The sequence below is a fragment of the Nocardiopsis sp. NPDC055824 genome (assembly GCF_053616335.1).
Window position 1 is genome coordinate 1 of record NZ_JBSHDN010000065.1, and the last position, 24,874, is coordinate 24,874.

Genomic DNA, 24,874 nt, shown 5'->3' on the forward strand with positions numbered 1-24,874 from the left:
CCGCCGTCACGGCGGGGGCCTCCCGTGCACTCTCGCGGACCGGCCGGGGTCATTCCCCGCCCGGCTCCTCCTCCAGGTCCAGGGTCAGCGCCAGGGCGGAGGTCAGAGCCGGGATCAGGTCTGCGCCGTTGAGCACCTCGGACTCGCTGTCGTGGCTGCGCATGCGCATCGCGCAGTGCCGCGAACCGTCCCGCATCACACCCGCGACCATGCGGATCTCCTCGGTCTCCCGGCCGGACGCGCTCGGGTCCTCGCCGGCGGCCAGGGTCTCGTCCGAACCCTTCACCACCAGGCGCTCCATGACCAGGGCGCACCCCGCCACGCCCTCGGGCCAGAGGATGCGCCCCAGCGCCTCCTCCAGGGGGAGGTCGTCGGGCAGCGGCTCCTGCTCGACCGGGGTCAACTCGTCGGGATCGGCAGGGGAGCCGATCCCCAGCAGATCGGCCAGCGCCGGCTCCGCCCGCAGCAGTTCGGCGGTCGGCACCAGGGCGTACAGCCCCAGCGGCCGGTCCCAGCCCTGCTCGGCGGTGTGGCGTTCGAGGTCCATGACGGCTTCGCGAATGTTCGACACGTTTCCATAGTGACCGATGTGGGAACCCCGCGGCTCCCGTTCCCGGACAGTAGGGTCGCAACGGAGCCTCCCGGATGCGACTCCGATACAGCAACGATGCAGCCTTGTCACCCGCGTGAGGGTGATTTCGGGAACCCGGCACCCACCATTTAAGTTTTCAGTAACAAGGCGCCACACGCGCACCGAACGCACCTACCAAGCCAGAACGAGGGGGAGGCGTGAGCTTCCGATCGCCCGGCGCACCACCTGCGCGTATGCCTCGCCGATCAAGGTTGCTCGCGCCAGTCGCGGCGACCGTGGTCGTCATCATCGCGGGGCTGATGCTCGCCGCGAACTTCTGGACCGACTACAAGTGGTTCAGCTCCGTCGGCTACACCTCGGTCTTCCTGACCGAGCTGTGGACCCGTGTGCTCCTGTTCGCCGTCGCCGGCCTGGTGATGGCCGTCATCGTCGGCGCCAGCGTCTACTTCGCGTACCGCTCCCGGCCGGGCATCCGGCCGATGAGCCTGGAGCAGCAGGGCCTGGACCGCTACCGGCAGTCCATCGACCCGCACCGCAAGCTCTTCTTCTGGATCGCCGTCGGGGCCCTGGCGCTCCTGGCCGGGGTCGCCGCCAGCGGTGACTGGCGCGCGTACCTCCAGTTCACGAACAGCACCGACTTCGGTGTGAACGACCCCGAGTTCGGGATGGACGTCGCGTTCTTCGCGTTCACCTACCCGTTCCTGCGCATCCTGCTCGGCTACCTGTACGCGGCCGTCATCCTGGCGTTCATCGCCGCGGTGATCGTGCACTACCTGTACGGCGGGGTCCGGCTCCAGAACGACACCGGCCAGCGCGCCACCCCGGCCGCCCGCGTACACCTCTCGGTGCTCCTGGGGCTCTTCGTGCTGCTGCGCGCGGGCTCCTACTGGCTGGACCGCTACGGGCTGGTCTTCTCCGAGCGCGGCTACACCTTCGGCGCGTCCTACACCGACGTCAACGCCGTCAAGACCGCCCTCATGATCCTCACCGTCATCTCGGTGATCTGCGCGGTGCTGTTCTTCGCGAACATCTACTTCAAGAACACCATGGTCCCCATGGCCAGCCTCGGGCTCCTGGTGCTGTCCGCCGTCCTGGTCGGCGTCGCCTACCCCGAGATCGTCCAGCGCTTCCAGGTCAACCCCAACGAGCAGCGCCTGGAGAGCCCGTACATCGAGCGCAACATCGAGTACACGCGCGACGCGTACGACATCGCGGACGCCGAGGTCGAGGCCTACGACGCCACCACCGAGCTCAGCGCACAGGACCTGGTCGAGGAGTCCCAGGGCACCAAGGTGCGCCTGGCCGACCCCTCGGTGGTCTCCCAGACCTTCCAGCAGATGCAGCAGGTCCGCGGCTTCTACCAGTTCCCGGACGTCCTGGAGGTCGACCGCTACCCGGACGCCGAGGGCAACCTGATCGACACGATCGTGGCCGTCCGCGAGCTGGACGGCCCGCCCGACGACCAGGACAACTGGCTGAACCGGCACCTCATCTACACCCACGGCTACGGCATGGTCGCCGCCACCGGCAGCGACATCGACGCAGAGGGACGCCCGGTCTTCACCGAGTACAACATCCCGCCGCGGGGCGAGCTGAGCGAGGTCACCGGCGAGTACCAGCCGCGGATCTACTACGGCCGCGAGGGCGCCGAGTACGTCATCGTCCAGGCCGAGGAGGAGTACGACTACCCCCTCGACTCGGAGGAGGACACCGCGGACGTCCCGACCCTGGACGACGCTGTCGATCCCGAGGTCAGCCCCGCCCCCGACGAGGCCCGGGCGCCGGGCGACGCGGACGCCCAGGAGAGCCCGGAGCCCACGAACGAGGACCCGCCCGCCGAGGGCGGCGACGGGACCGAGGGCACCGAGGAGGAGGCCGACCCCAGCGGTTCGCAGGCCTACAACCGCTACGACGGCAGCGGCGGCGTCCAGCTGAGCAACTTCTTCGACCGGATCCTGTACGCGATCAAGTACCAGGAACCGAACATCCTGCTCAACAGCGCCATCACCGGCGACTCGCGCATCCTCTACGAGCGCGACCCGCTGGACCGCGTGGAGAAGGTCGCCCCCTACCTCACCGTGGACAGCCGCCCCTACCCGGCGGTCGTCGACGGCAAGGTGGTCTGGATCGTCGACGCCTACACCACCTCCGACGGCTACCCGTACGCCAACCGGATCGACTTCACCCAGGCGGTGACCGACACGTTCACGGACGGGTCGGCGCAGCAGGTCGGCGCCCTGCCGGGCAACGAGGTCAACTACATCCGGAACTCGGTGAAGGCCACCGTCGACGCCTACGACGGGACCGTCACCCTGTACGCGTGGGACGAGGAGGACCCGGTCCTCCAGACCTGGATGGACTCCTTCCCGGGCACGGTGACGAGCCGGGACGAGATGAGCGATGAGCTCATCGACCACGTCCGCTACCCGGACGACCTGTTCAAGGTGCAGCGCGAGATCATGCGCGAGTACCACGTCACGGACGCCGCGGCCTACTACGGCGGTCAGGACTTCTGGGCCGTGCCCAACGACCCGACCGGCGGTACCGAGGCCCCGGAGCCGCCCTACCGGCAGACGATCCAGTACCCGGGCGCCGAGGAGGCCAGCTTCTCGCTGACCAGCACGTTCGTGCCTCGCGGCCGTGAGAACCTGGCGGCCTTCATGGCGGTGGACAGCGATCCGCGCTCCGAGGACTACGGGCAGCTGAAGCTGCTGGAGCTGCCGCGGAGCACGGTGATCTTCGGTCCGGGACAGGTGCAGAACGCCTTCGACGCGGACGCCGACGTCCGGGAGGTCCTGCTGCCCCTGGAGCAGTCCAACGCCGAGGTGACGCGCGGCAACCTGCTCACCCTGCCGTTCGCGGGCGGCCTGCTCTACGTGGAGCCCCTCTACGTGCAGGCCGGCGGAGGCGGCAGCGCCTCCTTCCCGCTGCTCCAGCAGGTCATGGTCGGCTTCGGTGAGGAGGTCGCGATCGGCAGCAACCTGCCGGACGCGCTCAGCAACCTCTTCGAGGGCGCCGAGGGCACTCCCGAGGAGACGCCCGAGGAGGCCCCTGAGGAGAACGAGGCCGGCGGCGGTGGCGGCGGCGGTGGCGGTTCCGACCAGGAGCTCACCGACGCCCTCAACGAGGCCGTGGAGGCCTGGGAGGAGGCACAGGAGTCGAACGAGCAGGCGAACGACCGCCTGCGCGAGGCCCTGGAAGCCATCGAGGAGCAGATGAACGAGTAGGACCGGGTCCGCCCCCTTCCCGGGGGCGCACCGGCGGGGCGGGGCCTTCGGGTCCCGCCCCGTCCTCGTGCGCAAGGCCCCGCGGGACGCGGAGGACGCCGGTCGCCCGCGTCCCGGAACGCTGATTTGGGTTATCGGCCGGGGCACGCTAGTCTGTGAACACAACGACGCGGGGTGGAGCAGTTCGGTAGCTCGCTGGGCTCATAACCCAGAGGTCGCAGGTTCAAATCCTGTCCCCGCTACCAAGACCCGGACCCGGGAGAAATCCCGGGTCCGGTGCTTTTCTCGGAATTACCGTTTCGGTTGATTCCGGGGAACACGCTCGAAAGGGCGCGCTTGAGTGGCTCGACCGGGAAGAGAAGCCTGGTAGAGTGGTCACAGGCCAGACGGGAAACCGGAAGGCCACAGGGTGGGATCTCACCGGTCGTCCTCACGGAAAACCGATTTGCCACCCGGGGTCACAAGCCCTAAAATAGAGATCACGACGCGGGGTGGAGCAGTTCGGTAGCTCGCTGGGCTCATAACCCAGAGGTCGCAGGTTCAAATCCTGTCCCCGCTACCGAGGAAAACACCGGGTGGAATTCCACCCGGTGTTTTCTCGTATGTCGGCCGTCACCGTGTGCGGTGGAGCCCGGGCGGGATTCCGCCCGGGCTCCCGCGCGGTCAGCGGGTACGACCCTCCACCAGCTCGACGACGCGGTCCGCCCGAGCGGCCACCTTGGGGTCGTGGGTCACCACGACCACGGCCGAGTCGCGGATCCTCGCCTGCTCCAGCAGCTGGTCCATGATCATGGTGCTGCTGGCGGCGTCCAGGGCGCCCGTGGGCTCGTCTGCGAGGACCAGCCCGGGGTCGCGGCTCAGCGCGCGCGCCAGGGCCACACGCTGCTGCTCGCCGCCGGACAGCTGGTGCGGCTCGGAGTTCAGCCGGTGCCCCAGGCCCACGGACTCCAGGAGCTCGCGTGCACGGGCACGGCGGCGCAGCAGGGGGACCCCGGCGATCACCAGGGGCACCGCCACGTTCGCCAGGGCGGTGCGCCGCTCCAGCAGGTGGAACTGCTGGAAGACGAAGCCGATGCCCTCGCCCCGGAGCCAGGACCTGCGGCCCTCGCCGAGCGCGGTGGTGTCCACGCCGTCGAACGTGTAGGAGCCGCCGCTGGGCTTGTCGAGGAGCCCCAGGATGTTCAGCAGGGTGGACTTGCCCGAGCCGGACTGCCCGACGATCGCGACGACCTCCCCCCGCCGCACCTGGAACGTGCAGTCGTGCAGGACGTCGATGCGGTCCCCCGACACGGTGAAGTGCCGGGTCACCCCCTCCACGCTCAGCAGAGGGGCGGAGTCCGGCGGGGCCGATCCGGCCTCCGGGGCCGGTACGTGGACCGACATCTAGCCCTCCTCGCCCATCAGGTCCTCCTCGGCGTCCCCGGCGCCGGGGACGTCGAACCGGGGGTCGAGGGGCACCGGGTCCATGATCATGTCCCCGACGCCCAGCCCCTCGGTGACCTCGACGAGGGAGCCGTCGGACATACCGAGCCGGACCTCGCGGACCTCCTCGGAGCCGTCGCCGGCGACCACCACGACCTCGCCCTCCTCCGAGGTGCCGCGCACGGATGTCACGGGCACGACCAGCACGTTCTCCGCCTCGCCGGTGGTGACGGACAGCTGGCCCTGCACCCCGTCGAACACCTGGAGGTCGGAGGGGACACGGCAGGTGAGCCGGCTGCCGCCGCCACCGCCGGCCCCCTCATCGCCGGTCTCGCCGGCGTCCTCGCCGCCACCTCCACCGCCGCCGTCCGCGCCGAGGGACAGGAACTCGCAGACGTCGGCCGGCGGGCCCTTGTCGATCTTGAGCATGATGTCCTCGGGGTCCTCGTAGAACCTGTAGAGGTCGTTGGCGGGGATCGACGCGACCGCGCGGAACCGGTCGGGGGCGACCTCGGCGACCGCGGCCCCGGGCTCCAGCACGTCGCCGACGAGGACGTCGTCCAGCCCGGACACCGTGCCGCTGGTCGGCGCGTACAGGGTGGTCTCCGTGGCCGCCGGGGCGTCGGCGGCCCCCTCGCCGTCCTCGGGCGCCGCCTCGGCCTGCACCCTCACGTTGACGATCGGCGCGCCCTCCTCGACCTCGGCGCCGTCCGCCACCCACAGGTGGGTGACGGTCCCGCCGCCGCGCGCCTTCACCGCCTCACCGGGCTCGGCCTCGACGACGGCGTCCAGCACCATCACGGAGCTGATCTCGCCCATCACGACCTCGACCGGCGCCCCGCCGACGTCCATGGCGCTCGGGTCCATGAGCATCTCGTCGGAGGGGTCTCCCAGGCGGCCCAACAGGAAATAGCCGGTGCCGGCCAGCCCTCCGAGGACGACCAGCACCGCACCGATGACGATCCACTTCTTCACGTGTGTCTCCTATTCCCGGAGTCCGGCGACGACGGACGCGCCGAGCGCCCGCATCGCGGGGATGATCCCGGCCAGCAACCCGACCAGCGCGGCGCTGCCCAGTCCGACGAGTACCCCGGCCGGGGGGATGTTCAGCGGGATGTCGTCCGGCAGCTGGACGAAGGAGCCCAGGACCGCCCCGCCGACCGACAGCACCGCCCAGCACCCGGCGATGGCGATGATCCCGGCGACCAGCGACACGACGACCGACTCCATGACCACGGCCACGAACAGGGTGAACCGGCTCGCGCCCAGGGCCCGGTAGGTGGCCAGCTCGCGGCGGCGCTCGCGCACGGTGACCAGGCCGACGTTGAGCACGCCGAGCAGGCCGGTGGTGAGGGTGATGGCGGCGATGCCCATGAGGGCCAGCGACAGGTAGGTGATGGCCTCGTTCGTCATCTCCGCGTAGTCCGAGCGGTAGGACGAGAGCGACTCGCGGTTCTCGACGCCCCAGCGCCACGACGCCGACCCGAGCCGCTCGGTGAAGATCTCCCCCCAGGGGTCGTCCGCGGCGGGGTCCTCCGGGTCGATGCGCACCTGGTACGTGGTGGGGACGCCCATCGCGTACATCGCCTCGGCCTCCGACTCCTCCTCCTCATCGGAGGAGCCGGAGCCGAAGATCAGTTCCTCGGACGCGGGGGAGCGCAGGATGTACGCGCTGTACCAGCCGGAGTCGAGCGCGGAGCTCTCCAGGACGCCGATGACGCGCACGTCCATCCAGTGGTCGGTGCCGACCTGGACCTGGGCGAGGTCGCCGATCGCGGCGGCCAGCTCCTCGTTGACGATCATCACGGGGGCGAGGGAGCCGGTGTCGGCGTCGGTGAACCAGCGGCCCTCCAGCATGTTCATCCGCCGGATGTCGCCCAGGGACGGGTCGACCCCCGTGAAGCTCGCCTCGGTGACCACCGTGTCGCCCGAGCGGATCGAGGGCGGTTCCATGGGGGACTGGTAGAGCGAGACGTCCCGGCCGCCCGCGCGGACGAGGTCCTCCTCGAAGGCCGCGCGGTCGGTGATGGTCTCCTCGAACACGCTGACCTCGAGGGTCGCCGGCCGGCCGGCGTTGGCCTCGCTGTAGGCGGTGGCGAACCGCTGGCCGAAGTCGCTGGCGCTGACCACGAGGACCAGAGCGCCCACGCCGACGACGATGCCCGTGCAGGAGAGGATGGTCCTGGCCACGTTGGCCCGAGAACCGGCGAAGGCCAGCACGATCCCGGCCATGAGGGAACGCAGCATTCGGCCCCTTCCGTGGTGTCTGTGGGCCGGCGCCGCGACGGCGGCACCGGGATGCCCGCGTTCAGCGGGGTTTCATCAGAGCCATCGCAGGGAAGGGCGGGTTCGGTTCACCCCGAACGGCGGTAATTTCGGATTGTTGCGGTTTTTCGTTCGGTATGACCGGAACCGCGGCCTCAGAACGCGGCCCCGGGGTCAGTCCACCTCGAAGCCGTCGCAGGTGAGCGGTGTCCCCGACTCCTTGTCGGACCAGACCACGGTGTGGACGCCGCTCTCGGCCCTCGCGCCGAAGTCGTCGGGGTAGCGGAGGCGGCTCCACTCCCCGGGCACGGCCTCAGCCCCGGCCGTGGAGGACTCGCCGCCCGGCCCGATCACGGAGGCGGTCAGGGAGGAGGCCCCCGCGTCCGCGGGCACCAGGACGCCCAGCTCGACCGCCTCCCCGCGGTCCGCCGGGGAGCGGGGCGCCTCGGTCCGCCAGGAGCCCGCGTCCGGGGCGTCCACCGCGGGGGCGCACATGTACGTCGTCGGGTCGAAGGACGTGTCGGGCACGCCCAGGCCGCCCACGCCGTCCCGGGCCGAGGTGCGCACGGCGTCGGCGATCATCTCGTTGAGCTCCTCGGGGCTGTACCCGTGGCCGCCGCCGCAGGCGGTGACCAGCAGGACGGCGGCCCCGCACAGGGCCGTCCCGAGGGTTTTCATGGTCAGCACACGACGCACGTTACTACGGAACGTGTTCGAGTGAGTGCATTATGTGATTGTGGTGGGCGGTGCGGGGAGGGGGCTCAGCTCCGGCGCAGCGGTGTGGGTCCGCCGTTCAGCCAGGTCAGCACCTGGTCGTGGATCGCACCGTTGGTGCACACCAGGGGACCGCCGTCCTCGAAGCCCTCACCCCGCAGGTCGGTGGCCCGGCCGCCCGCCTCCTCCAGGATGATCGGCAGCGGGGCCGCGTCCCACAGCGAGAGCTCCGGCTCGGCGGAGATGTCCACGACGCCCTCGGCGACCATCACGTGCGACCAGAAGTCGCCGTAGGCGCGGGTGCGCCACACCGAGCGGGTCAGTCCGAGGAACGATTCGAGCCGGCCCTGCTCCTCCCAGCCGGTCAGCGACGAGAAGCTCAGGGAGGCGTCCGCCAGGTCCGGCACCTTCGACACGTGGCAGCGCGTCGCCTTGGACAGGCTGCGGCCCTGCCACGTTCCGGCGCCCTTGGACGCCCACCAGCGGCGGTACAGCGCGGGCGCGGACACCACGCCCACCACCGGCCGGTCGCCCTCCAGGAGGGCGATCATGGTCGCCCACACGGGGACCCCGCGCACGTAGTTCTTGGTGCCGTCGATGGGGTCGATGACCCACACCCGGTTGCTGTTGCCCGTGCGGCCGTACTCCTCACCGACCACGGCGTCCCGGGGCCGGGCGCGCGAGAGGACGCCGCGGAGGGTCTCCTCCACCATCCGGTCGGCCTCGGTGACCGGGGTGAGGTCGGGTTTGGTGTCGACGACGAGGTCGAGCGCTCGGAAGCGCTTGAGCGCTAGGTCGTCGGCAGCATCGGCGAGCACGTGGGCCAGCCGCAGATCATCGTCAAAGGACGCCATGGCCGGTAACGCTACCCTCCCCGGCACGAACATGGCCAAAGCGGCACACGCGCGTGATCAGAGTGTTAGCGGAGCCCCGCGGGGGCGAAACCCGGCGTTCCGGCCGCCGCCGTGCCCTCCGGGGGACGGGCGCGCACCGCCGCGGGTGGGAGGATGGGGGGATGGACACGGTGAGCGGACGGACGCGGGCCGAGGGAGCCCCGGCGCGGGAGCGGCTGATGGACGCCGCCTGCGCCGAGGTCGTCTCCGGCGGCTGGGCCGAGCGCCGCATGGCGGACATCGCCACGTCGGCCGGGGTGTCCCGGCAGACCCTGTACAACGTGTTCGGCAGCAAGGAGGGCCTGCTCCAGGCCATCGTGGTACGTGAGGTCAACGCACTGCTGGATCGCGTGGTGCTCCTGCTGGACGCCGAGGACGGGGACCCCGCCCACGTGGTCAGCCGGGCCACCCGGCTGGTGCTGGGGGCGGCCCGGGACAGCCCCCTGCTGCACGCCGTCGTGACCGGGGACCGCGACCTCCTGCCGGTGCTCACCACCCGCTCGGCCCCGCTGCTGGACATCCTGGGGGAGCGGATCGCCGCCATGCTGAACGGGCGGCTCCCGGACCTGGACCCGTCCGTGGCCGACGCGGTCGCCGACGTCAACGTGCGGCTCACCGTCTCCTACGCCCTCCAGCCGATCGACCCCGACGAGGCGGCGCGCCGGGTCGAGACGGTGGTGCACGGAATGCTGCTGGTCGGCCGCTGAGAGGAGCCCGTGGCGTGCTGGACGGACCCCTGCCGGAGCACGAGCGCCTGGAGGTGCTGCGCTCCTGCATGAAGGACGGGCGGATCACCGCGATCCCCGTCCGCCGCTCCGCCCGGCTGGTCCTGCTCGACCGGGTCGCGCGCGCCTTCGAGCCGGGGGTCCGCTACAGCGGGGACGAGGTCAACACGGTCCTGCGCGGCTTCAGCGCCGACGTGTCCGCCCTCCGGAGGGGGCTGGTCGACGAGGGGTTCATGGAGTGCGGCCGCACCCGGTACCGGCGGTGCGGCGGCACGGTCGACCTCTGACCGCGCGGCCGGGCGCCCCGGCACCCGGCCGCGCGGTCACGGGACGGGGTCCTCAGCGGCGGGGCACCGCGAGGAGGTCGATGACCCCGGTTCCGTCCTCCTCCCGGTGGCCGTCGGCCAGCCGCCGCGCCATGAGGTCCGTGTACGGGGTCAGGAGCTCGGTGCTCACCCCCTGCTCCTCCGCGGTGCGCAGCAGGGTCGCGTTGCCCTCCACCTGCATGGCGAGGTTGGAGACCACGCCCTCGGTGTAGTCGCCGCTCTCCAGGTGCCCGGCCATGGCGGGGACGCCCGCGTGGGCCATCGAGGCGAGCCAGTCGGAGAGGAGCACCGCGAACTCCCGCAGGGACACGTCCTCGTGGCGCACCAGGGCGAAGGCGTGCGCGGCCCCGGCGAACATGCCGTTCATCGCGCTGAGCAGGGCCGCGTCCTGGAGGGAGGCCAGACCGGCGTCCTCCCCCGCGTGGCGGGCGCCGACGGGCACCTCCAGGGCCGCCCGGTGTTCCTCGAACACCCCGGCCGGGCCGCTGTAGAACACGTAGCCGCCCGCCTCGGGGACGCCCACCATGGGCGGTATCGCCATGATGCCGCCGCTCAGGAACCGGGCTCCGCGCTCCCGGGCCCACTCCGCGCGGGCGCGGGCCTGGGCGGGTGTCCCCGTCGTGACGTCCACCAGGTCCTTGCCGGAGAGGTCGGCGCCCTCCAGGGCCTCGCCCACGGAGGCGTCGTCGAGAAGGCAGGTCACCACGAGGCGGGCGGAGGCGGCCGCCTCCGCGGCGGTGGCGGCGACCTCGGCCCCCTCGGCGGCGAGGGGCTCGGCGCGGGACGGCGTGCGGTTCCACACGGTGAGCGGGTACCCGGCGGCGAGCCAGGCACGGGCGAAGGCGGTGCCCATGGCTCCGAGACCGAGCAGGGCGATACGTGGTTCGGTGGTGGTCGCGGAGGTTCCCGCGGTGGTCTTCGTCATGTCGACTAGGCTCGTCCACGGCGTGGGGACCGACAAGTACGCACTGTGAAGTGGGTGCTCACCCCGGGGTAAGCGTGCAGGCGGAAGGGGTGCGGGGATGGTCACCAGACGAGGGGCGGACGCCTACCACTGCGGTATCGACGCGGCGATGGACGTGATCGGCGGCAAGTGGAAGGTGCTCATCCTCTGGGCCCTGGAGGAGCGGGCCCACCGCTTCGGGGAGCTGCGCCGCGCGCTCGACGGCGTCACCGAGAAGGTTCTCGCCTCCCACCTGAGGGAGCTGGAGGACGACGGCATCGTGCACCGCGAGGACTTCGGCGAGGTGCCGCCCCGGGTCGAGTACTCCCTGACCCCGCTCGGCCGCTCCCTGAACGACGCGCTCGCCCCGCTGGGCGACTGGGGGCGCGCCAACATCAAGGGCGTTCCGCCTGAACCAGGGGAGGGGGCCCGGGGTCGGGACCCCCGCCGACTGGTCGGCGGCTGACCGGACCCCGGAGGGGGCGGCCGCCGCGGGGGCCGGAACGCGGGGAACCGCCGCCGCGAACGGGCCGGCTCAGGCCTCCGGCTCGTCGGTGTCCCCCTCGCGGCTCGCGAGCAGGCGGCGCAGGGACGCCACACGGGCGGGGTCGAGCTCGCCGCGCCCCAGCGCCGCGCCGACCGCGCAGTCGACGGCGTCGGGCTGGTGCGCGCACCCGGGCGGGCAGCCCTCGGCCGCCTCGGCCAGGTCCGCGAAGCCCGCCACGATGTCCTCCGGGGAGATGTGCGCCAGGCCGAAGCTGCGCACGCCGGGGGTGTCGATCAGCCAGCCGCCCTCGAAGGGCAGGGCCGCGGCCGACGTGGACGTGTGGCGGCCCCGCCCCGTCACCGCGTTGACGTGGCCCACCGCCCGGTCGGTGCCCGGAACCAGCCGGTTGACCAGGGTGGACTTGCCCACACCGGAGGAGCCCACCAGGACCGTGGTCCGGCCGGAGAGGCGCTCCCGCAGCCCCTCCAGACCGCCCTCGGGGCTGAGGACCTCGAAGGGCACCCCCAGGGGCTCGTACACGCGCACGAGCTCGTCCGGTGCGGCGAGGTCGGCCTTGGTCAGGCAGAGCAGGGGGGAGAGCCCGGCGTCGTACGCGGCCACCAGGCAGCGGTCCACGAAGCGCGGCTGCGGGGCCGGGTCGGCGAGGGCGCAGACGATGGCCAACTGGTCCGCGTTGGCGACGATCACCCGCTCCACCGGGTCGGTGTCGTCGGCGGTGCGGCGCAGCACCGACCCGCGGTCGCGGACCCTCACCACCCGGGCCAGCGTGTCCGCCCGGCCGGACAGGTCGCCGACCACGTCCACGCGGTCGCCGACGACGATGGAGCCCCGGCCCAGCTCGCGGGCCTTCATGGCGACCACGGGGACGCCGTCGACCAGGCACCGGTACCGGCCCCTGTCGACGGCGGTGACCATGCCCTCCACGGCGCCCTCGTGCTTGGGCCGGTTGCGGGTACGGGGCTTGGAGCCGCCCCGGGCTCGCACGCGGATGTCGTCCTCGTCCAGGTGGCGTCCCCCGCCCCGCGTGCGGCTCATGCCAGGGCCTCCGCCCACAGGCCCGGGAAGTCGGGCAGCGTCTTGCGCGTGGTGGCGATGTTCTCCACCTCCACCCCGGGCACCGCGAGCCCGATCACCGCGCCGGACGTGGCCATCCGGTGGTCGTCGTAGGAGTGGAACACCCCGCCGTGCAGGGGGCGCGGCCGGATGACCAGGCCGTCGGGCAGTTCCTCGACGTCGCCGCCCAGTCGGTTGACCTCGGCGGCCAGGGCGGCGATCCGGTCGGTCTCGTGGCGGCGCAGGTGCGCGATGCCGGTCAGCCGGGAGGGCGTGGAGGCGAGCGCGGCCACCGCCGCGACGGTGGGGGTGAGCTCGCCGACGTCGCGCAGGTCGGCCTCGATGCCGCGGACCTCCCCGGTGCCGCGCAGGGTCAGGCCGCCCTCGGACCAGGTCACCTCCCCGCCCATCCGCGTGAACAGCGAACGGAGCTCGTCACCGGGCTGGGTCGTGCGCCCGGGCCACCCCTCGACCGTCACCTCGCCCCCGCTGACCAGCGCGGCGGCCAGGAACGGCGCGGCGTTGGACAGGTCCGGTTCCACCGTGGTGTCGGAGACCCGGACGGGTCCCGGCTCGACCCTCCAGGAGTTCTCCTCCACCGACACGGACACCCCGGCGGCGCGCAGCATCTCCACCGTCATGTCCAGGTGCGGCCGGGACGGCACCGGCGGTCCCGAGTGGCGTACGTGCACGCCCTCGGCGAAGCGCGCCCCGCTCAACAGCAGGGCCGACACGAACTGGGACGAGCCCGACGCGTCCAGGACCACCTCGCCACCGCGCACACCGCCTGTGCCGCGGATGGTCATGGGCAGCGCCCCCCGGCCGCCGTCGTCGATGTCGGCGCCCAGCGCCCGCAGGGCGCCGAGGAGCTCGCCCACGGGCCGCTCGCGGGCGCGCGGGTCCCCGTCGAAGCGCACCTCGCCCGAGGCCAGGGCCGCCAGAGGGGGCACGAACCGCATCACCGTGCCCGCGTTGCCGACGTCGACCGAGGCCGGTCCGCGCAGCGCGGCGGGCGTGACCTCCAGGTCGCCGCCGACCTGCGAGACCCCCACGCCCAGCGCGCGCAGGGCGCCCACCATCAGCTCGCTGTCCCGGCTCGCCAGGGGCCGGCGCACCACCGACGGCGTCTCGGACAGCGCCGCCAGGATCAGGGCGCGGTTGGTGACCGACTTGGAGCCGGGCAGGGCCAGCCGGGCGCGCACCGGCCGCTCGGCCACGGGCGCGGGCCAGTGGGGGCCGCCGTCGCCGGCGGCGGTCCGGGGGGTCGTGTCGGTCTGGGCGGGCTGCGAGGACATGGAGTCGGGCATGACCCAAGGTTATCGGGACCGGAAAAGGGCGGGGAGCTGTGGCCGCGGGGCTGTGGACGGCCAGGGACGGGCGGCACGCCCCCTCCACGGCTCGGCCGGGGCGGGGGAGCCGCCCCGCGGGGCTGTGGACGGCCAGGGACGGGCGGCACGCCCCCTCCACGGCTCGGCCGGGGCGGGGGAGCCGCCCCGCGGGGCCGTGGGCGGCCCGGGACGGACGTATCCTTGGTGACGCCATGGTGTATCTGGATCACGCTGCCACGACCGAGGTCCGTCCCGAGGTGGTCGCCGACATCGCGGCCGAGCTCGGCTCCCTCGGCAACCCCTCGTCCCTGCACGGCCACGGCCGTGCCGCCCGCCGCACCGTCGAGGAGTCCCGCGAGAGGATCGCCCGGGCGCTCGGCTCCACCCCGCACGAGGTGGTCTTCACCGGAGGCGGGACCGAGTCCGACAACATCGCCGTCAAGGGCCTCTACTGGGCGCGCAACGCCGAGGACCCCGCCCGGCGGCGCATCCTCACCAGCGCCGTCGAACACCATGCCGCCCTCGACCCGGCCCACTGGATGGCCGAGCACCAGGGCGCCGTCCACGAGGCGCTGCCCGTGGACGCCCTGGGCGGGCTCGACCCGGAGACCCTCCGCGAGGCCGTCGAGCGGGACCCCGGGTCGGTCGCGCTGGTCTCCGTCATGTGGGCCAACAACGAGGTCGGCACGGTCCAGCCCGTCGAGGAGCTCGCCGCCGTCGCCACCCGGTACGGCATCCCCTTCCACACCGACGCCGTCCAGGCGGTCGGGGCGGAGCCGGTCGACTTCGCCGCCGCCGGCGTCACCGCCCTCACCGTCAGCGGGCACAAGCTCGGCGGCCCCGTCGGCGCCGGGGCGCTGCTGATCGCCCGCGGCACCGCCCCGACCCCCGTCCTCCACGGCGGCGGCCAGGAGCGCGACATCCGTTCCGGGACCCTCTCGACACCCCTGCTGAGGGGGCTGGCCACGGCCGTCGACCGCGCCGTCGCCGAACGCGAGGAGCACGCCAAGCACCTCGAGTGCCTGCGCGACGAACTGGAGGAGGGCGTCCGCGCCGTGGTCCCGGACGTGGTCGTCAACGGCGACCGCGAGCGCCGGCTGCCCGGCATCTCCCACCTGTCGTTCCCCGGCTGCGAGGGCGACGCCCTGCTGATGCTCCTCGACGCCCGGGGCATCTCCTGCTCCACCGGCTCCGCCTGCTCCGCGGGCGTCGCCCAGCCGAGCCACGTGCTCCTGGCGATGGGGGCGGACCCCGACACCGCCCTGAGCAGCCTGCGGCTGTCCCTGGGGCGCACCTCCACGCGCGAGGACGTGAGGGCCCTGGTGGAGGCGATCGGCCCGGCCGTCGAGCGGGCACGGGCCGCCCGCGCCAAGCGCCGACGCTGAGGCACGGGCCGGCCCCGCGCCGGTCCCGGGCCGCGCAGACCGCTCCGCGCCGCCCCCGCGCCCCCGGCGGCCCGGGAGGGACGGCAGGGGGAGCGGGGGCGGCCGGGTCCCGTGCACCCGGCCTCCCGGGCCGGTACGGCTAGCCGGCGCGGTTGACGGTGACGGATTCGATGACCACGTCCTGGGTGGGGCGGTCGTTCGCGTCGGTCTCCGTGACGGAGATGGAGTTCACGATCTCCATGGACTCCTCGTCGGCGACCCGGCCGAAGATGGTGTGCTGGCCGTTCAGGTGGGGGGTCGCCGCGACGGTGATGAAGAACTGGGAGCCGTTCGTGCTGGTGCCCCCTCCCCGGTTGGCCATGGCGAGGACACCGGGCTCGGAGAACTCCCGGCCGGACCCGACCTCGTCCTCGAAGGTGTAGCCGGGACCGCCCTGGCCGGTGCCCTGCGGGTCGCCCCCCTGGAGCATGAAGTCGGCGATGACGCGGTGGAAGACGGTGCCGTCGTAGAACTCGGCCTCGCCCGTCACCGGGTTGGGCACGCCCTCGCCCTCGGCCAGGCCGACGAAGTTGGACACCGTGACCGGGGCGTCCTCGGGGAACAGCTCCAGTTCGATGTCGCCCTCACTGGTGTGCAGGGTGGCGCCCTCGACGTCGGTGACGTCCACCTCGGCGGGGCTGCCGGTCTGCTCCTGCTCGGGCGCCGCGGAGTCCCCGCCGGCGGGCTCCCCCTGGTCGGCCGGGGCCCCGTCGCCGCCGCAGGCTGTGGTGGCGAGCAGCGCGGTGCAGGCGAGTACGGCTGTCGCCGACAGGGTGAAAGGCTTCATCGGTTCACTTCCGGGGTGAGTGTCGCGGTCGGGCGGCACATAGCGTACTCCGCACCGTGGAGCACCCCTGTCTTGGGGTATCGCACGGTCCGTCATGCTTCGACCACGATGCGGCTCCGGGGGCGTGCGGGTCAGGAGGGGCGGGGATCACCGTCCCCGTCGCGGCCCTCCCCGCCGTCGCCGTCACCCCGTCCGGCCTCCTCGCCCCCGGCCGCCTCCTGGGCCTCACGGGCACGCCGCCGCTGGGCGTCGGCCCGCTCACGGCAGCGGCGGAGGAACTCCTCGTCCTCCTCCGGGGTCGCGGCGCGCGCCCGGTGGGGGTGGTCGTACTCCGGGAAGGGCGGGGGCGGCCCGGCGGGCGCGGCCGACGGGGCGCGTCGGGGCCGGCCCAGGGCGAACCAGAGTATTGCCCCGATCTTGGGCAAGAGCAGAACGACGACGGCCCAGGCGGGTTTGGGCAGCAGCCGCACCGCGCCGGCGTCGGAGCCGACAACGTCGAACAGGGCGTAGATCCAGACGCCGAGGGCGACGACGAACAGCAGGAGGGCGAGGTGGGACAACGGGGGTTTCCAATCGGGGGATCGCGCGAACGGCGGGCGGCATTGTCAGTCCTTGTGATGACTTATCACGGATCGCCGCACCCGCACGGTCGCTTGACCAGCGCCCCCGACGCGAGAGAGGGTCGGGGAACGAGGTCGGGGCGTCGACCCGAGGGTATGCGAGGCCGGCCCCGCCAGGCGACGGGAGGGGACATGGGTGTGAACAGTGCGTTGCCGTCTGCGATGTGGCTCCCCTTCGGCGCGCGGATCCTGCGCGCCCGCTCCGACCGGGGGCTCTCGCGGGCCGAGCTCGCCGCCACGGTCGGCGTGACCGACGACAAGCTCCGGGAGGTCGAGGACGCCCACTGCAGACCGGCCCGTTCGCTGGTGGAGCGGGTCGACAACGTCCTCGGCACCGACCACCAGCTGGTCGAGGCATGGGCCATCACCCTCCAGGCGGAGGCCTTCCCCAACGAGTTCGGCGACGAGCGCGAGCTGGCCGTGCACGCGACCGACCTGTGGGAGCACCAGCCCATGGCCGTCCCGGTGTTCCTGCGCACGCGCGAGTACTCCCGCGCCGTCCTCGGCCCCGGCCACCCCGCCCTGTCCCCGGACGAGGTGGAGCTGATGGTGGAGGAGGAGATGGCCAACCGGGCCGCGATGACGGGCCCGGACGGCCCCGTGCTGCGGGTCGTGCTCAACGAGTCCGTCCTCCAGCGCCCCCAGGGCGGCGCGGAGGTCCTCAACGCCCAGCGGGACTTCCTCGCCGACCTGATCGAGGCCGGCATCGTCACCGTGGGCGTGATCCCCGAGCAGACCGCGCACCACCCCGGCCTGGGCGGCGCGTTCCGGATGATGGAGTTCGCCGACCGGCCCACGATGGTGTACGCGTTCGCCGCCGAGGGCGGCGACCTGACCGCGGAGTCCGAGCAGGTGGGGCGCTGCGCGATGGTCCGCGAGGCCATCGAGGAGGCCACCGTGGAACTCACGCCCCGCTCGGAGCTGCTGACGGCCCGCTGGCCCGCCGGCTGACGGGCGCGGGCTCCCGCCCTTGGGCCGACGTCCCGTCATGGGCTAGGTTGCCCGCCATGGATATCGCGATCACATCCGGATACGTCGTCCCCGTGGACGGCGACCCCATCGACGGCGGCACCGTCGTCATCTCCGACGGCAGGATCACCGCGGTCGGAGCGGACGCGGACACCCCCGTCCCGGAGGGCGCCACCGTCGTCGACGCCTCCGGCAAGTGGGTGCTCCCCGGTTTCGTCGAGGCCCACGGCCACCTCGGCATCGACGAGGAGGGCGTCGGCTGGGCCGGCGACGACACCAACGAGATGACCGACCCCAACGGCGCCCGCATGCGCGCGCTCGACGCCATCAACCCCGCGGACCGGGGCTTCGTCGACGCCCTGTCCGGCGGAGTCACCTCCTCGGTCGTCAAGCCGGGCTCGGGCAACCCCATCGGCGGGCAGACCGTGGCCGTCAAGTGCTGGGGCCGCAGCATGGAGGACCGCCTGATCAAGCAGCCGGCCAGCGTCAAGAGCGCCCTGGGCGAGAACCCGAAGCGGGTGTACGGCAAGAAGGACCAGATCCCCTCCACCCGCCAGGGCGTGGCCGCGGTCATCCGGGACGCCTTCACCAAGGCCCAGGACTACAAGGCCAAACGCGACCACGCCGCGAGCGAGGGCACCCCGTTCGACCGGGACAACACCCTGGAGGTGCTGACCAGGGTCCTGGACCGCGAGCTCCCGTGGTGCCAGCACACGCACCGTGCCGACGACATCCACACGGCGATGCGCCTGGCGGACGAGTTCGGCTACCGCCTCATCATCAACCACTGCACGGAGGGCCACCTCCTCGCCGACGAGATCGCCGCACGGGGCATCCCCGTCATCACCGGCCCCCTGATGACCAGCCGCTCCAAGGTCGAGGTCAAGAACAAGACGCTGGCCAACCCCGGCATCCTGGACCGGGCGGGGGTGAAGGTCGCCCTGACCACCGACCACCCGGTCGTCCCGATCGAGTTCCTCGTCCACCAGGCCACCCTGTGCGTGAAGGAGGGCATGGCGCCCGAGTCCGCGATCCGCGCCCTCACGGTCAACCCGGCCGAGATCATGGGCATCTCCGACCGCGTCGGCTCGCTCAAGCCGGGGCTGGACGGCGACGTGGTCGTCTGGTCCGGCGACCCGCTCGACGTGATGAGCCGGGCCCTGAGGGTGTTCGTGGAGGGGCGCGAGGTCTACACCTACGACGAGGAGAAGCGCTCGGGCTCGGCCCTGGACGCCTTCTACCGGGAGGACTAGGACGCAGGGGCGCGGTCCCGGGTGCGGCGAGGGCCGGCCGGGGCCGCGGCCCGTGCCGCCCGCGGAGCGCCGGGAGGGTTCCGGAGCCCCGGGCCCTGAGGCCCTCTCAGGCCGCGGTGCGCGGTGGCGCCCGCCTCTGAGGCGGGGCCCGCGCCGTATTCGGGGTGATGTCCCGATGGCGGACGGGGCCGCCTCAGGCCGACTCTGGAGCCTGTCGGGAGGAGGACTCCCGGCACACGGACCCCAGGGAGGCCCCATGAACCACCACGACGCCGCAGCCGAGGCCGCCGCGGCCTACCGGGCCGAGAGGGAGCGCGAGGCGGCCCGGGAGCGCCTCGTGCGCGGGGCGAGTCGCCGGGAGCGGGCGGAGCGGCGCCGGGCCGACCGCGCCCGGCGGCCGGAGCCGCCGGACCACGGGAGCGGTGGGACGCACGCCCTGGCCGTCTGAGGCGGGCCGGCGGCCGGGGGAACCCGGGGGGATCCCGGGGGACGCGCCGGGCGCCCCCGGCCGTCTCAGACCCGACCGACCGACCGGAAGGGCATCCCGTCGAGGGGCGCCGTCCCGGCGGCGGTCCCCACCACCGTGACCTTCTCCATCTCCGCCCGCTCGACGACCTTCGCCGGGGCCGCGGGGTCCACCGGGGTCACCACGATCGGGGAGCCCGCCGCGACCGGGGCGAGCAGGAGCTCCGCGCCCCCGCCCAGCGCCGTCATCGGCGCGTCCGGCTCCAGGAACAGGCCCAGGCGGTCGTCGGCCGACAGCCCCCAGGCCGCGGCCCGCTCCCGGGCCCCGGCCGCCAGGTCCGCGCCCGTGCGTGCGCCGGCGCTCCGGAGCGCCGGGCCGTCCGGGTCGACCGGGTAGGCCGGGAAGCGGTCGCCGTACCCCCGGACCTCGACGGAGTAGTCGAGCACCATCGGCGGGACCTCGGACAGCGGCAGGCCCAGCGGGTGCAGCGAGGTGCCGACGACCTCGTCGGCGCCGCTGTCCAGCGCGCTCTCCACGAGCCCGGCGCCGGCGACCGCGACCTGCGCGCCCGCGGGGACGTCCCCGCCGTCCGGGACGAACTCCGCCACCGCGCCCACCGACCAGCACGAGAGGAGCCACGCCAGCGACTGCCAGTGCACCGGGAGGGCGATCACGACCCGGTCGCCCGGCTGCACGCCCAGGCCGTCCACCAGCATGTTCGAGGTCTTGGACACCCAGTTGTCGAACGTGGCCCGGGACAGCTCCACACGGCCGCCGGAGGAGTCGTAGGAGGTCACGAACTGACGGGACGGGTCGGCGGAGACGAGTGCGCGCCACAGCTGCGCGGGAGTTTCGGACATGACCGCCACTCTAGGGCGTCCGACCTCCGCCCTTCCCGGCGTTCGAGGGCGCCGGTCCCACCACCGCCGGGGCCGGTCCGCCACCGGCCGGAGCGGCCCCGCCCGGCACACCGTCCCGCGTCCGGCCCCGCCTGCCGTGCCCGGGTCCCGCTCCGCCCGGACACGGCGGGGCCTCCGGAACCGGAACGTCCGACGAGAACCGCCGCACGGTGTGCGTAGCCCGCCGGGAACTGCCAGAGTTGCCCCATGCGCTTGCTCCCCGGTCGACTCCTCGCCCGTGTCACCGCGCTCCCCGCGATCGCCGCGTCGGCCTGGCTCCTGGTGGCCTTCCCCCTCCTGGCCCTCGGCTCCTTCACCCCTGTGGCGGCGGCCGTCCTGGGGACGCCCGCCGTGATCGCGGCCTGCGTGCTCGTGCCGCGGTTCGTCCCGGACCCGCCCGAGGACGAGGCCGTCCCCTGGTGGCCCCTCGTGCTCGTCGCGGTGATCACGGTCGGCTTCGCCGTCGTGCAGGTCGCCTACCACGCCGAGGCCCTGGTCATCCGCCGCGACCCCGCCTCCTACGCCATGTACACCGTGTGGATCGCGGAGAACGGCCACCTCCCCATCCCGCAGCAGCGCGAGCTCATCGCGGGCGACGATCCGGCGCTCAGCTACCAGAGCCTCGCCCACTACGACCGGGACGGGGCGATCTGGCCCCAGTTCATGGCGGGCGCGCCGCTGGTCACCTCCATCGGCTACTGGCTGGGCGGGCTCGACGGGATGCTCGTGACCACGCCCTTCCTCGGCGCGCTCGGCGTGCTCGCCTTCGCCGGGCTCACCGCGCGCCTGGTCGGCGCGCGCTGGGCCCCCCTGGGCGCCCTCGTGCTGGCCGTGTGCCTGCCCCAGCAGTGGGTGAGCCGCTTCACCTACAGCGAGCCCCTGACCCAGATCCTCCTGATCGGCGGGATGGTCCTGGCCTACGACGCGCTCGTCCGCCGCACCGCCCTCACCGACCGCTGGTCGGCCTCCCACACCCTCGCCGCCGCGGCGGGGCTGGCGTTCGGCCTCGCCCTGGTGGTGCGGATCGACGCGATCCGCGACCTGCTCCCCGTGGTCGGGTTCATCGGCCTCCTGCTCCTGGCCCGGCGGGGGCAGGCGCTGCCCCTGCTCGGAGGGCTCGCGCTCGGCATCGGCCTGGGCCTGTACGCCGGGTACGGGCTGTCCCTGCCCTATCTGGAGTACCTGTCCGACTCCCTCAACCCCCTCCTGCTGATCAGCGCGGCGGTCATCGCGGTCACGGCCGCGGCCACGGCCGCCCTGTGGCGCTTCGGGATCCCCCGCGTGGAGCGCGTCCGCTGGCTCCCCCACGCGGTGACCGCGCTCGCCCTCCTCACCATGGTCGGGTTCGCGATCCGCCCCCTGTTCTGGCCCGACTACGGCCACGGCAGCGACTTCACCGACGCCTGGGTGGCCTCGGTCCAGGAGCGTGAGGGGCTGTGGCCCATCGAGGGCAGCCGCACCTACTACGACATGAGCCTGTACTGGGTGGGCTGGTACGTGGGCCTGGGCACCGTCCTCTTCGCCTCCCTCGGTGTGGCGCTGGTGCTGCGCCGCCTCGTCCTGCGCCGGGACCCCCAGTGGCTGCTGCCCGCCATGCTGCTGGTGTGGACCGTCACGACCACGCTCCTGCGCCCCGCCATCACCCCCGACCACCCCTGGGCGAGCAGGCGGCTGATCGTGCTGGTCATCCCGGCGTTCATCCTGTTCGCGGTCTGGTTTCTGGCGTGGCTCACCCGCCGCTGCACGGTCGCCGGGGCCCCGGCGAGGCGCGGGGCGGCCTTCCAGGTCCTCCCCGCCGTGGTCGCCGCGAGCGCCTCCCTGGCGGTGTTCCTCCCCGCCGCGGCCACCTCGGCCGCCGGGATCATGGGGTACAGGCAGGACGTGGGCTCGGTCGCGGCCACCGAGGAGCTGTGCGCGTCGCTGCCGGAGGACGCGTCGGTGGTCGTGGTCGACCCCGGCATGGCCGGGAACTACATGCCGCTCCTGCGGAACGTCTGCGGCGTCCCCACCGCGGCGATGGACGAGCCGACGCCGGAGGACCTCGACCGGGTGGTCGCCGAGATCCACGGCCGCGGGCGCGACGCGGTCCTGGCCGCCTCGGACTGGCAGGTGCTGGAGGGCCTGACCGGGAGCACGGAGAACGTCGAGCGGCCGTTCCACGTCCTGGCGCAGATGGATCCGAGTACCCTCATGGAACCCCCGACAGGCCACTGGACCTTCAACGAGAGCGTGTGGGTGACCGTGCTCCCCGCCGGGGGATGACCCCGCCCCCGCGGACCGGTCCCACAACGCCCCCGCCCGCACCCGCACCCGCTGAGAAGAACCCATGAGCCAGACGAGCGACGACATCCGCCGGCCCGCCGAGACCCCGCCCCCGCGGGTCACCATCGTGCTGCCCTGCTACAACGAGGAAGACCACGTCGTCGACGAGGTCAAACGGATCTGTGCCGCCATGGACGGCTCCGGCTACGGCTACGAGCTGCTCGCGGTGGACGACGCCTCCACCGACCGCACCCTGGAGCGCCTGCGCGACGTACAGGGCCTCTACCCGCACATGCGCGTCATCGCGTTCGGGCACAACGGCGGATCCGGCACCGTGCGCCGGCTCGGCAGCCAGCGGGCGCGGGGCGAGTTCGTGGTGTGGACCGACGCGGACATGAGCTACCCCAACGAGCGCATCCCCGAACTCGTCGCCATGCTCGACGCCGACCCCGAGCTGGACCAGGTCGTGGGCGCCCGCACCCAGGAGATGGGCTCGCACAAGGCGCTGCGGGTCCCCGCCAAGTGGATGATCCGCAAGATCGCCGAGCGGCTCACGAACACCCGCATCCCCGACCTCAACTCCGGGCTGCGCGTCTTCCGGCGCGACGTCGCCCGCCCCTACCTGAGGCTGCTGCCGCCCGGGTTCTCCTGCGTCACCACCATCACACTGGCGTTCCTGTCCAACCAGCACCCGGTGAGGTACGTGCCCATCGAGTACGCGAAGCGGGCGGGCAAGTCCAAGTTCCACTTCGTCAGCGACGCCTACCGGTACATCCTGCAGGTGCTGCGCATGGTCATGTACTTCAACCCGCTCAAGGTCCTCATGCCCCCCGCGCTGGTGCTGCTGGGCCTCGGCACGGCCAAGTTCGTGTTCGACCAGGTGCGCAACCCGCTGTACATCCCCAACAACACCGTCATGATCCTGATGACGGGCCTGATCATCGCGGCGATCGCCCTGCTGGCCGACCTGATCGTGCGCTCCCGGGAGAACCCGTGACCGGCGCTCCGGCCCGGGTCGCGCTCGTGGGACCCGCACACCCGTACAAGGGCGGCGGGGCCAGGCACACCACCGAGCTCGCCCACCGGCTGAGCGCGCTCGGCCACCCCACGGCGATCGAGTCCTGGCGCGCCCAGTACCCCGCCGCCCTGTACCCGGGGCGGCAGACCATAGCCGACCCCGAGGGGGAGCCGTACCCGGACACCCGCCGAGACCTGGCCTGGTACCGGCCGGACGGGTGGTGGCGGGCGGGGCGGCGGCTGGCGCGCGAGGCCGACCTCGTGGTCCTCACCGTGTTCTCGCCGGTCCAGGTGCCCGCCTACCTCGGCATCCTCGCCGGGGTGAGGTCCCGTCGCGGCGCCACCAGGGTGGTGGCGCTGTGCCACAACGTGCTGCCGCACGAGCGGCGGCCGGTCGACGTGTCCCTGGTCCGCGCCCTGCTGCGCCGGACCGACGGCGTGGTCACGCACTCGCCCGGACAGGCCCTCCTCGCCGAGGGCCTGCTCGGCCCGGGCCGAGCCGTGCCCGTGGTCGCCGAGATGCCGCCGCACCTGCCCGAGACGGGGGGAGCCGCGGCCGCGGACGGAGTGCCCCCGGGCGGCGAGCGCAGGCACTTGCTGTTCCTCGGCATCGTCCGTCCCTACAAGGGCGTCGACCTGCTGCTGCGCGCCCTGGCCGAGGGAGCGCCGCCGGACGTGACGCTGACCGTCGCGGGGGAGTTCTGGGGCGGGACGGCCGAGCTGGAGGCCCGGGCCGCCGCGCTCGGGATCGCCGACCGGGTCCGGCTCCTCGACGGGTACGTGCCCGCGGAGGACCTCCCCGGCCTGTTCGGCTCCGCCGACGCCGTCGTCCTGCCCTACCGGACCGCCACCGCCACCCAGAACGTGTGGCTGGCCCACGAGCACGGGCTGCCGGTCGTGGCGACCCGCGCCGGGACGCTCGCCGACCACGTGCGCGAGGGGGTCGACGGCCTGCTGTGCGAGCCGGGCGACGCGGCCGACCTGGCCCGCGCGCTCGGCGAGTTCTACGCCCCGGGGGAGCCGGCGCGGCTGCGCGCAGGGGTCCGTCCGGTGGACGCCGACCCCTACTGGCGTGCCTACACCGAGCGCCTGCTCGGGGCCTGAGGCGCGGGGCGCCGGGGGAGGACGCGGATCCGGGCTCGGCGCGCCCGCGCGGGGCCGCCGCCTGCGCGGGCGGCGGC

Annotated in this window: 23 protein-coding genes and 2 tRNA genes; 13 read left to right on the forward strand and 12 right to left on the reverse strand. The window is 73.3% G+C overall.

The window, feature by feature from the left end:
* Nucleotides 1-49: 49 nt before the first annotated feature.
* The gene (locus ACWGL3_RS15310) at nucleotides 50-571 is read right to left on the reverse strand and encodes a PPA1309 family protein (protein ID WP_267948266.1); all 522 of its coding nucleotides are present in this window, start codon (nucleotides 569-571) and stop codon (nucleotides 50-52) included.
* A 296-nt stretch (nucleotides 572-867) separates the two neighbouring features.
* Here ACWGL3_RS15310 and ACWGL3_RS15315 point away from each other — a divergent pair, with 296 nt between their 5' ends.
* The 3 genes from ACWGL3_RS15315 (at nucleotide 868) to ACWGL3_RS15325 (ending at nucleotide 4,378) form a co-directional block, all read left to right on the forward strand.
* The gene (locus ACWGL3_RS15315) at nucleotides 868-3,819 is read left to right on the forward strand and encodes a UPF0182 family membrane protein (RefSeq protein ID WP_431061516.1); all 2,952 of its coding nucleotides are present in this window, start codon (nucleotides 868-870) and stop codon (nucleotides 3,817-3,819) included.
* A gap of 168 nt (nucleotides 3,820-3,987) precedes the next feature.
* Nucleotides 3,988-4,064 (forward strand) — tRNA-Met (locus ACWGL3_RS15320).
* A gap of 240 nt (nucleotides 4,065-4,304) precedes the next feature.
* Nucleotides 4,305-4,378, forward strand: a tRNA-Met gene (locus tag ACWGL3_RS15325).
* Between the two features lie 104 nt (nucleotides 4,379-4,482).
* Here ACWGL3_RS15325 and ACWGL3_RS15330 read toward each other — a convergent pair.
* The 5 genes from ACWGL3_RS15330 to hisN all read right to left on the reverse strand — a co-directional run bounded on the left by ACWGL3_RS15330 (nucleotide 4,483) and on the right by hisN (nucleotide 9,074).
* Nucleotides 4,483-5,202, reverse strand: coding sequence for an ABC transporter ATP-binding protein (locus ACWGL3_RS15330; protein WP_267948268.1), 720 nt, complete (start codon nucleotides 5,200-5,202; stop codon nucleotides 4,483-4,485).
* Nucleotides 5,203-6,216, reverse strand: a complete 1,014-nt coding sequence (locus tag ACWGL3_RS15335; protein WP_267948269.1) for an HlyD family efflux transporter periplasmic adaptor subunit — start codon at nucleotides 6,214-6,216, stop codon at nucleotides 5,203-5,205.
* Between the two features lie 9 nt (nucleotides 6,217-6,225).
* Nucleotides 6,226-7,488, reverse strand: coding sequence for an ABC transporter permease (locus ACWGL3_RS15340; RefSeq protein WP_267948270.1), 1,263 nt, complete (start codon nucleotides 7,486-7,488; stop codon nucleotides 6,226-6,228).
* A 192-nt stretch (nucleotides 7,489-7,680) separates the two neighbouring features.
* Nucleotides 7,681-8,184, reverse strand: coding sequence for a hypothetical protein (locus ACWGL3_RS15345; protein ID WP_452461441.1), 504 nt, complete (start codon nucleotides 8,182-8,184; stop codon nucleotides 7,681-7,683).
* Nucleotides 8,185-8,267: 83 nt separating this feature from the next.
* On the reverse strand, nucleotides 8,268-9,074 hold the full coding sequence (hisN, locus tag ACWGL3_RS15350; protein WP_267948271.1) for a histidinol-phosphatase: 807 nt from the start codon (nucleotides 9,072-9,074) through the stop codon (nucleotides 8,268-8,270).
* 161 nt (nucleotides 9,075-9,235) lie between these two features.
* Between hisN and ACWGL3_RS15355 the strand changes: the two genes are divergently transcribed.
* Nucleotides 9,236-9,820: a TetR family transcriptional regulator gene (locus ACWGL3_RS15355; protein ID WP_267948272.1), complete on the forward strand. Its 585-nt coding sequence runs from the start codon at nucleotides 9,236-9,238 to the stop codon at nucleotides 9,818-9,820.
* Between the two features lie 14 nt (nucleotides 9,821-9,834).
* Nucleotides 9,835-10,125, forward strand: a complete 291-nt coding sequence (locus ACWGL3_RS15360; protein ID WP_267948273.1) for a DUF2087 domain-containing protein — start codon at nucleotides 9,835-9,837, stop codon at nucleotides 10,123-10,125.
* A 52-nt stretch (nucleotides 10,126-10,177) separates the two neighbouring features.
* On the opposite strand, the gene ACWGL3_RS15365 is transcribed toward ACWGL3_RS15360, so the two are convergent.
* The gene (locus ACWGL3_RS15365; protein ID WP_267948274.1) at nucleotides 10,178-11,089 is read right to left on the reverse strand and encodes an NAD(P)-dependent oxidoreductase; all 912 of its coding nucleotides are present in this window, start codon (nucleotides 11,087-11,089) and stop codon (nucleotides 10,178-10,180) included.
* Nucleotides 11,090-11,186: 97 nt separating this feature from the next.
* Here ACWGL3_RS15365 and ACWGL3_RS15370 point away from each other — a divergent pair, with 97 nt between their 5' ends.
* Entirely contained in the window at nucleotides 11,187-11,573 is a 387-nt protein-coding gene (locus ACWGL3_RS15370; RefSeq protein ID WP_344180114.1) for a winged helix-turn-helix transcriptional regulator, read from the forward strand.
* Nucleotides 11,574-11,642: 69 nt separating this feature from the next.
* Here ACWGL3_RS15370 and rsgA read toward each other — a convergent pair whose 3' ends face one another.
* On the reverse strand, nucleotides 11,643-12,650 hold the full coding sequence (rsgA, locus tag ACWGL3_RS15375) for a ribosome small subunit-dependent GTPase A (RefSeq protein ID WP_267948276.1): 1,008 nt from the start codon (nucleotides 12,648-12,650) through the stop codon (nucleotides 11,643-11,645).
* Nucleotides 12,647-13,975, reverse strand: coding sequence for a 3-phosphoshikimate 1-carboxyvinyltransferase (gene aroA / locus ACWGL3_RS15380; protein WP_267948277.1), 1,329 nt, complete (start codon nucleotides 13,973-13,975; stop codon nucleotides 12,647-12,649). Before aroA ends, rsgA begins: the two co-directional genes overlap by 4 nt.
* A gap of 233 nt (nucleotides 13,976-14,208) precedes the next feature.
* Between aroA and ACWGL3_RS15385 the strand changes: the two genes are divergently transcribed.
* Complete coding sequence (locus tag ACWGL3_RS15385) at nucleotides 14,209-15,381, forward strand: cysteine desulfurase family protein (RefSeq protein WP_452461437.1); 1,173 nt, start codon at nucleotides 14,209-14,211, stop codon at nucleotides 15,379-15,381.
* A 139-nt stretch (nucleotides 15,382-15,520) separates the two neighbouring features.
* On the opposite strand, the gene ACWGL3_RS15390 is transcribed toward ACWGL3_RS15385, so the two are convergent.
* Nucleotides 15,521-16,207 (reverse strand): peptidylprolyl isomerase, encoded by a 687-nt coding sequence (locus ACWGL3_RS15390; protein WP_267948279.1) that lies wholly within the window; start codon nucleotides 16,205-16,207, stop codon nucleotides 15,521-15,523.
* 131 nt (nucleotides 16,208-16,338) lie between these two features.
* On the reverse strand, nucleotides 16,339-16,767 hold the full coding sequence (locus tag ACWGL3_RS15395; RefSeq protein ID WP_267948280.1) for a PLD nuclease N-terminal domain-containing protein: 429 nt from the start codon (nucleotides 16,765-16,767) through the stop codon (nucleotides 16,339-16,341).
* Between the two features lie 192 nt (nucleotides 16,768-16,959).
* Between ACWGL3_RS15395 and ACWGL3_RS15400 the strand changes: the two genes are divergently transcribed.
* The 3 genes from ACWGL3_RS15400 to ACWGL3_RS15410 all read left to right on the forward strand — a co-directional run bounded on the left by ACWGL3_RS15400 (nucleotide 16,960) and on the right by ACWGL3_RS15410 (nucleotide 19,497).
* Nucleotides 16,960-17,778, forward strand: coding sequence for a helix-turn-helix domain-containing protein (locus ACWGL3_RS15400; protein ID WP_267948281.1), 819 nt, complete (start codon nucleotides 16,960-16,962; stop codon nucleotides 17,776-17,778).
* 56 nt (nucleotides 17,779-17,834) lie between these two features.
* On the forward strand, nucleotides 17,835-19,049 hold the full coding sequence (locus ACWGL3_RS15405; protein WP_267948282.1) for an amidohydrolase: 1,215 nt from the start codon (nucleotides 17,835-17,837) through the stop codon (nucleotides 19,047-19,049).
* 256 nt (nucleotides 19,050-19,305) lie between these two features.
* Nucleotides 19,306-19,497, forward strand: coding sequence for a hypothetical protein (locus tag ACWGL3_RS15410; protein ID WP_267948283.1), 192 nt, complete (start codon nucleotides 19,306-19,308; stop codon nucleotides 19,495-19,497).
* Between the two features lie 65 nt (nucleotides 19,498-19,562).
* On the opposite strand, the gene ACWGL3_RS15415 is transcribed toward ACWGL3_RS15410, so the two are convergent.
* Entirely contained in the window at nucleotides 19,563-20,375 is an 813-nt protein-coding gene (locus ACWGL3_RS15415) for a TIGR03089 family protein (RefSeq protein WP_452461438.1), read from the reverse strand.
* A gap of 246 nt (nucleotides 20,376-20,621) precedes the next feature.
* Between ACWGL3_RS15415 and ACWGL3_RS15420 the strand changes: the two genes are divergently transcribed.
* From ACWGL3_RS15420 to ACWGL3_RS15430, 3 genes are all read left to right on the forward strand, one after another.
* Entirely contained in the window at nucleotides 20,622-22,676 is a 2,055-nt protein-coding gene (locus ACWGL3_RS15420; protein ID WP_452461439.1) for a hypothetical protein, read from the forward strand.
* 64 nt (nucleotides 22,677-22,740) lie between these two features.
* Nucleotides 22,741-23,673 (forward strand): glycosyltransferase family 2 protein, encoded by a 933-nt coding sequence (locus ACWGL3_RS15425; RefSeq protein ID WP_452461440.1) that lies wholly within the window; start codon nucleotides 22,741-22,743, stop codon nucleotides 23,671-23,673.
* Nucleotides 23,670-24,797 (forward strand): glycosyltransferase family 4 protein, encoded by a 1,128-nt coding sequence (locus tag ACWGL3_RS15430; RefSeq protein ID WP_267948287.1) that lies wholly within the window; start codon nucleotides 23,670-23,672, stop codon nucleotides 24,795-24,797. Before ACWGL3_RS15425 ends, ACWGL3_RS15430 begins: the two co-directional genes overlap by 4 nt.
* The last annotated feature ends 77 nt before the right edge of the window (nucleotides 24,798-24,874 follow it).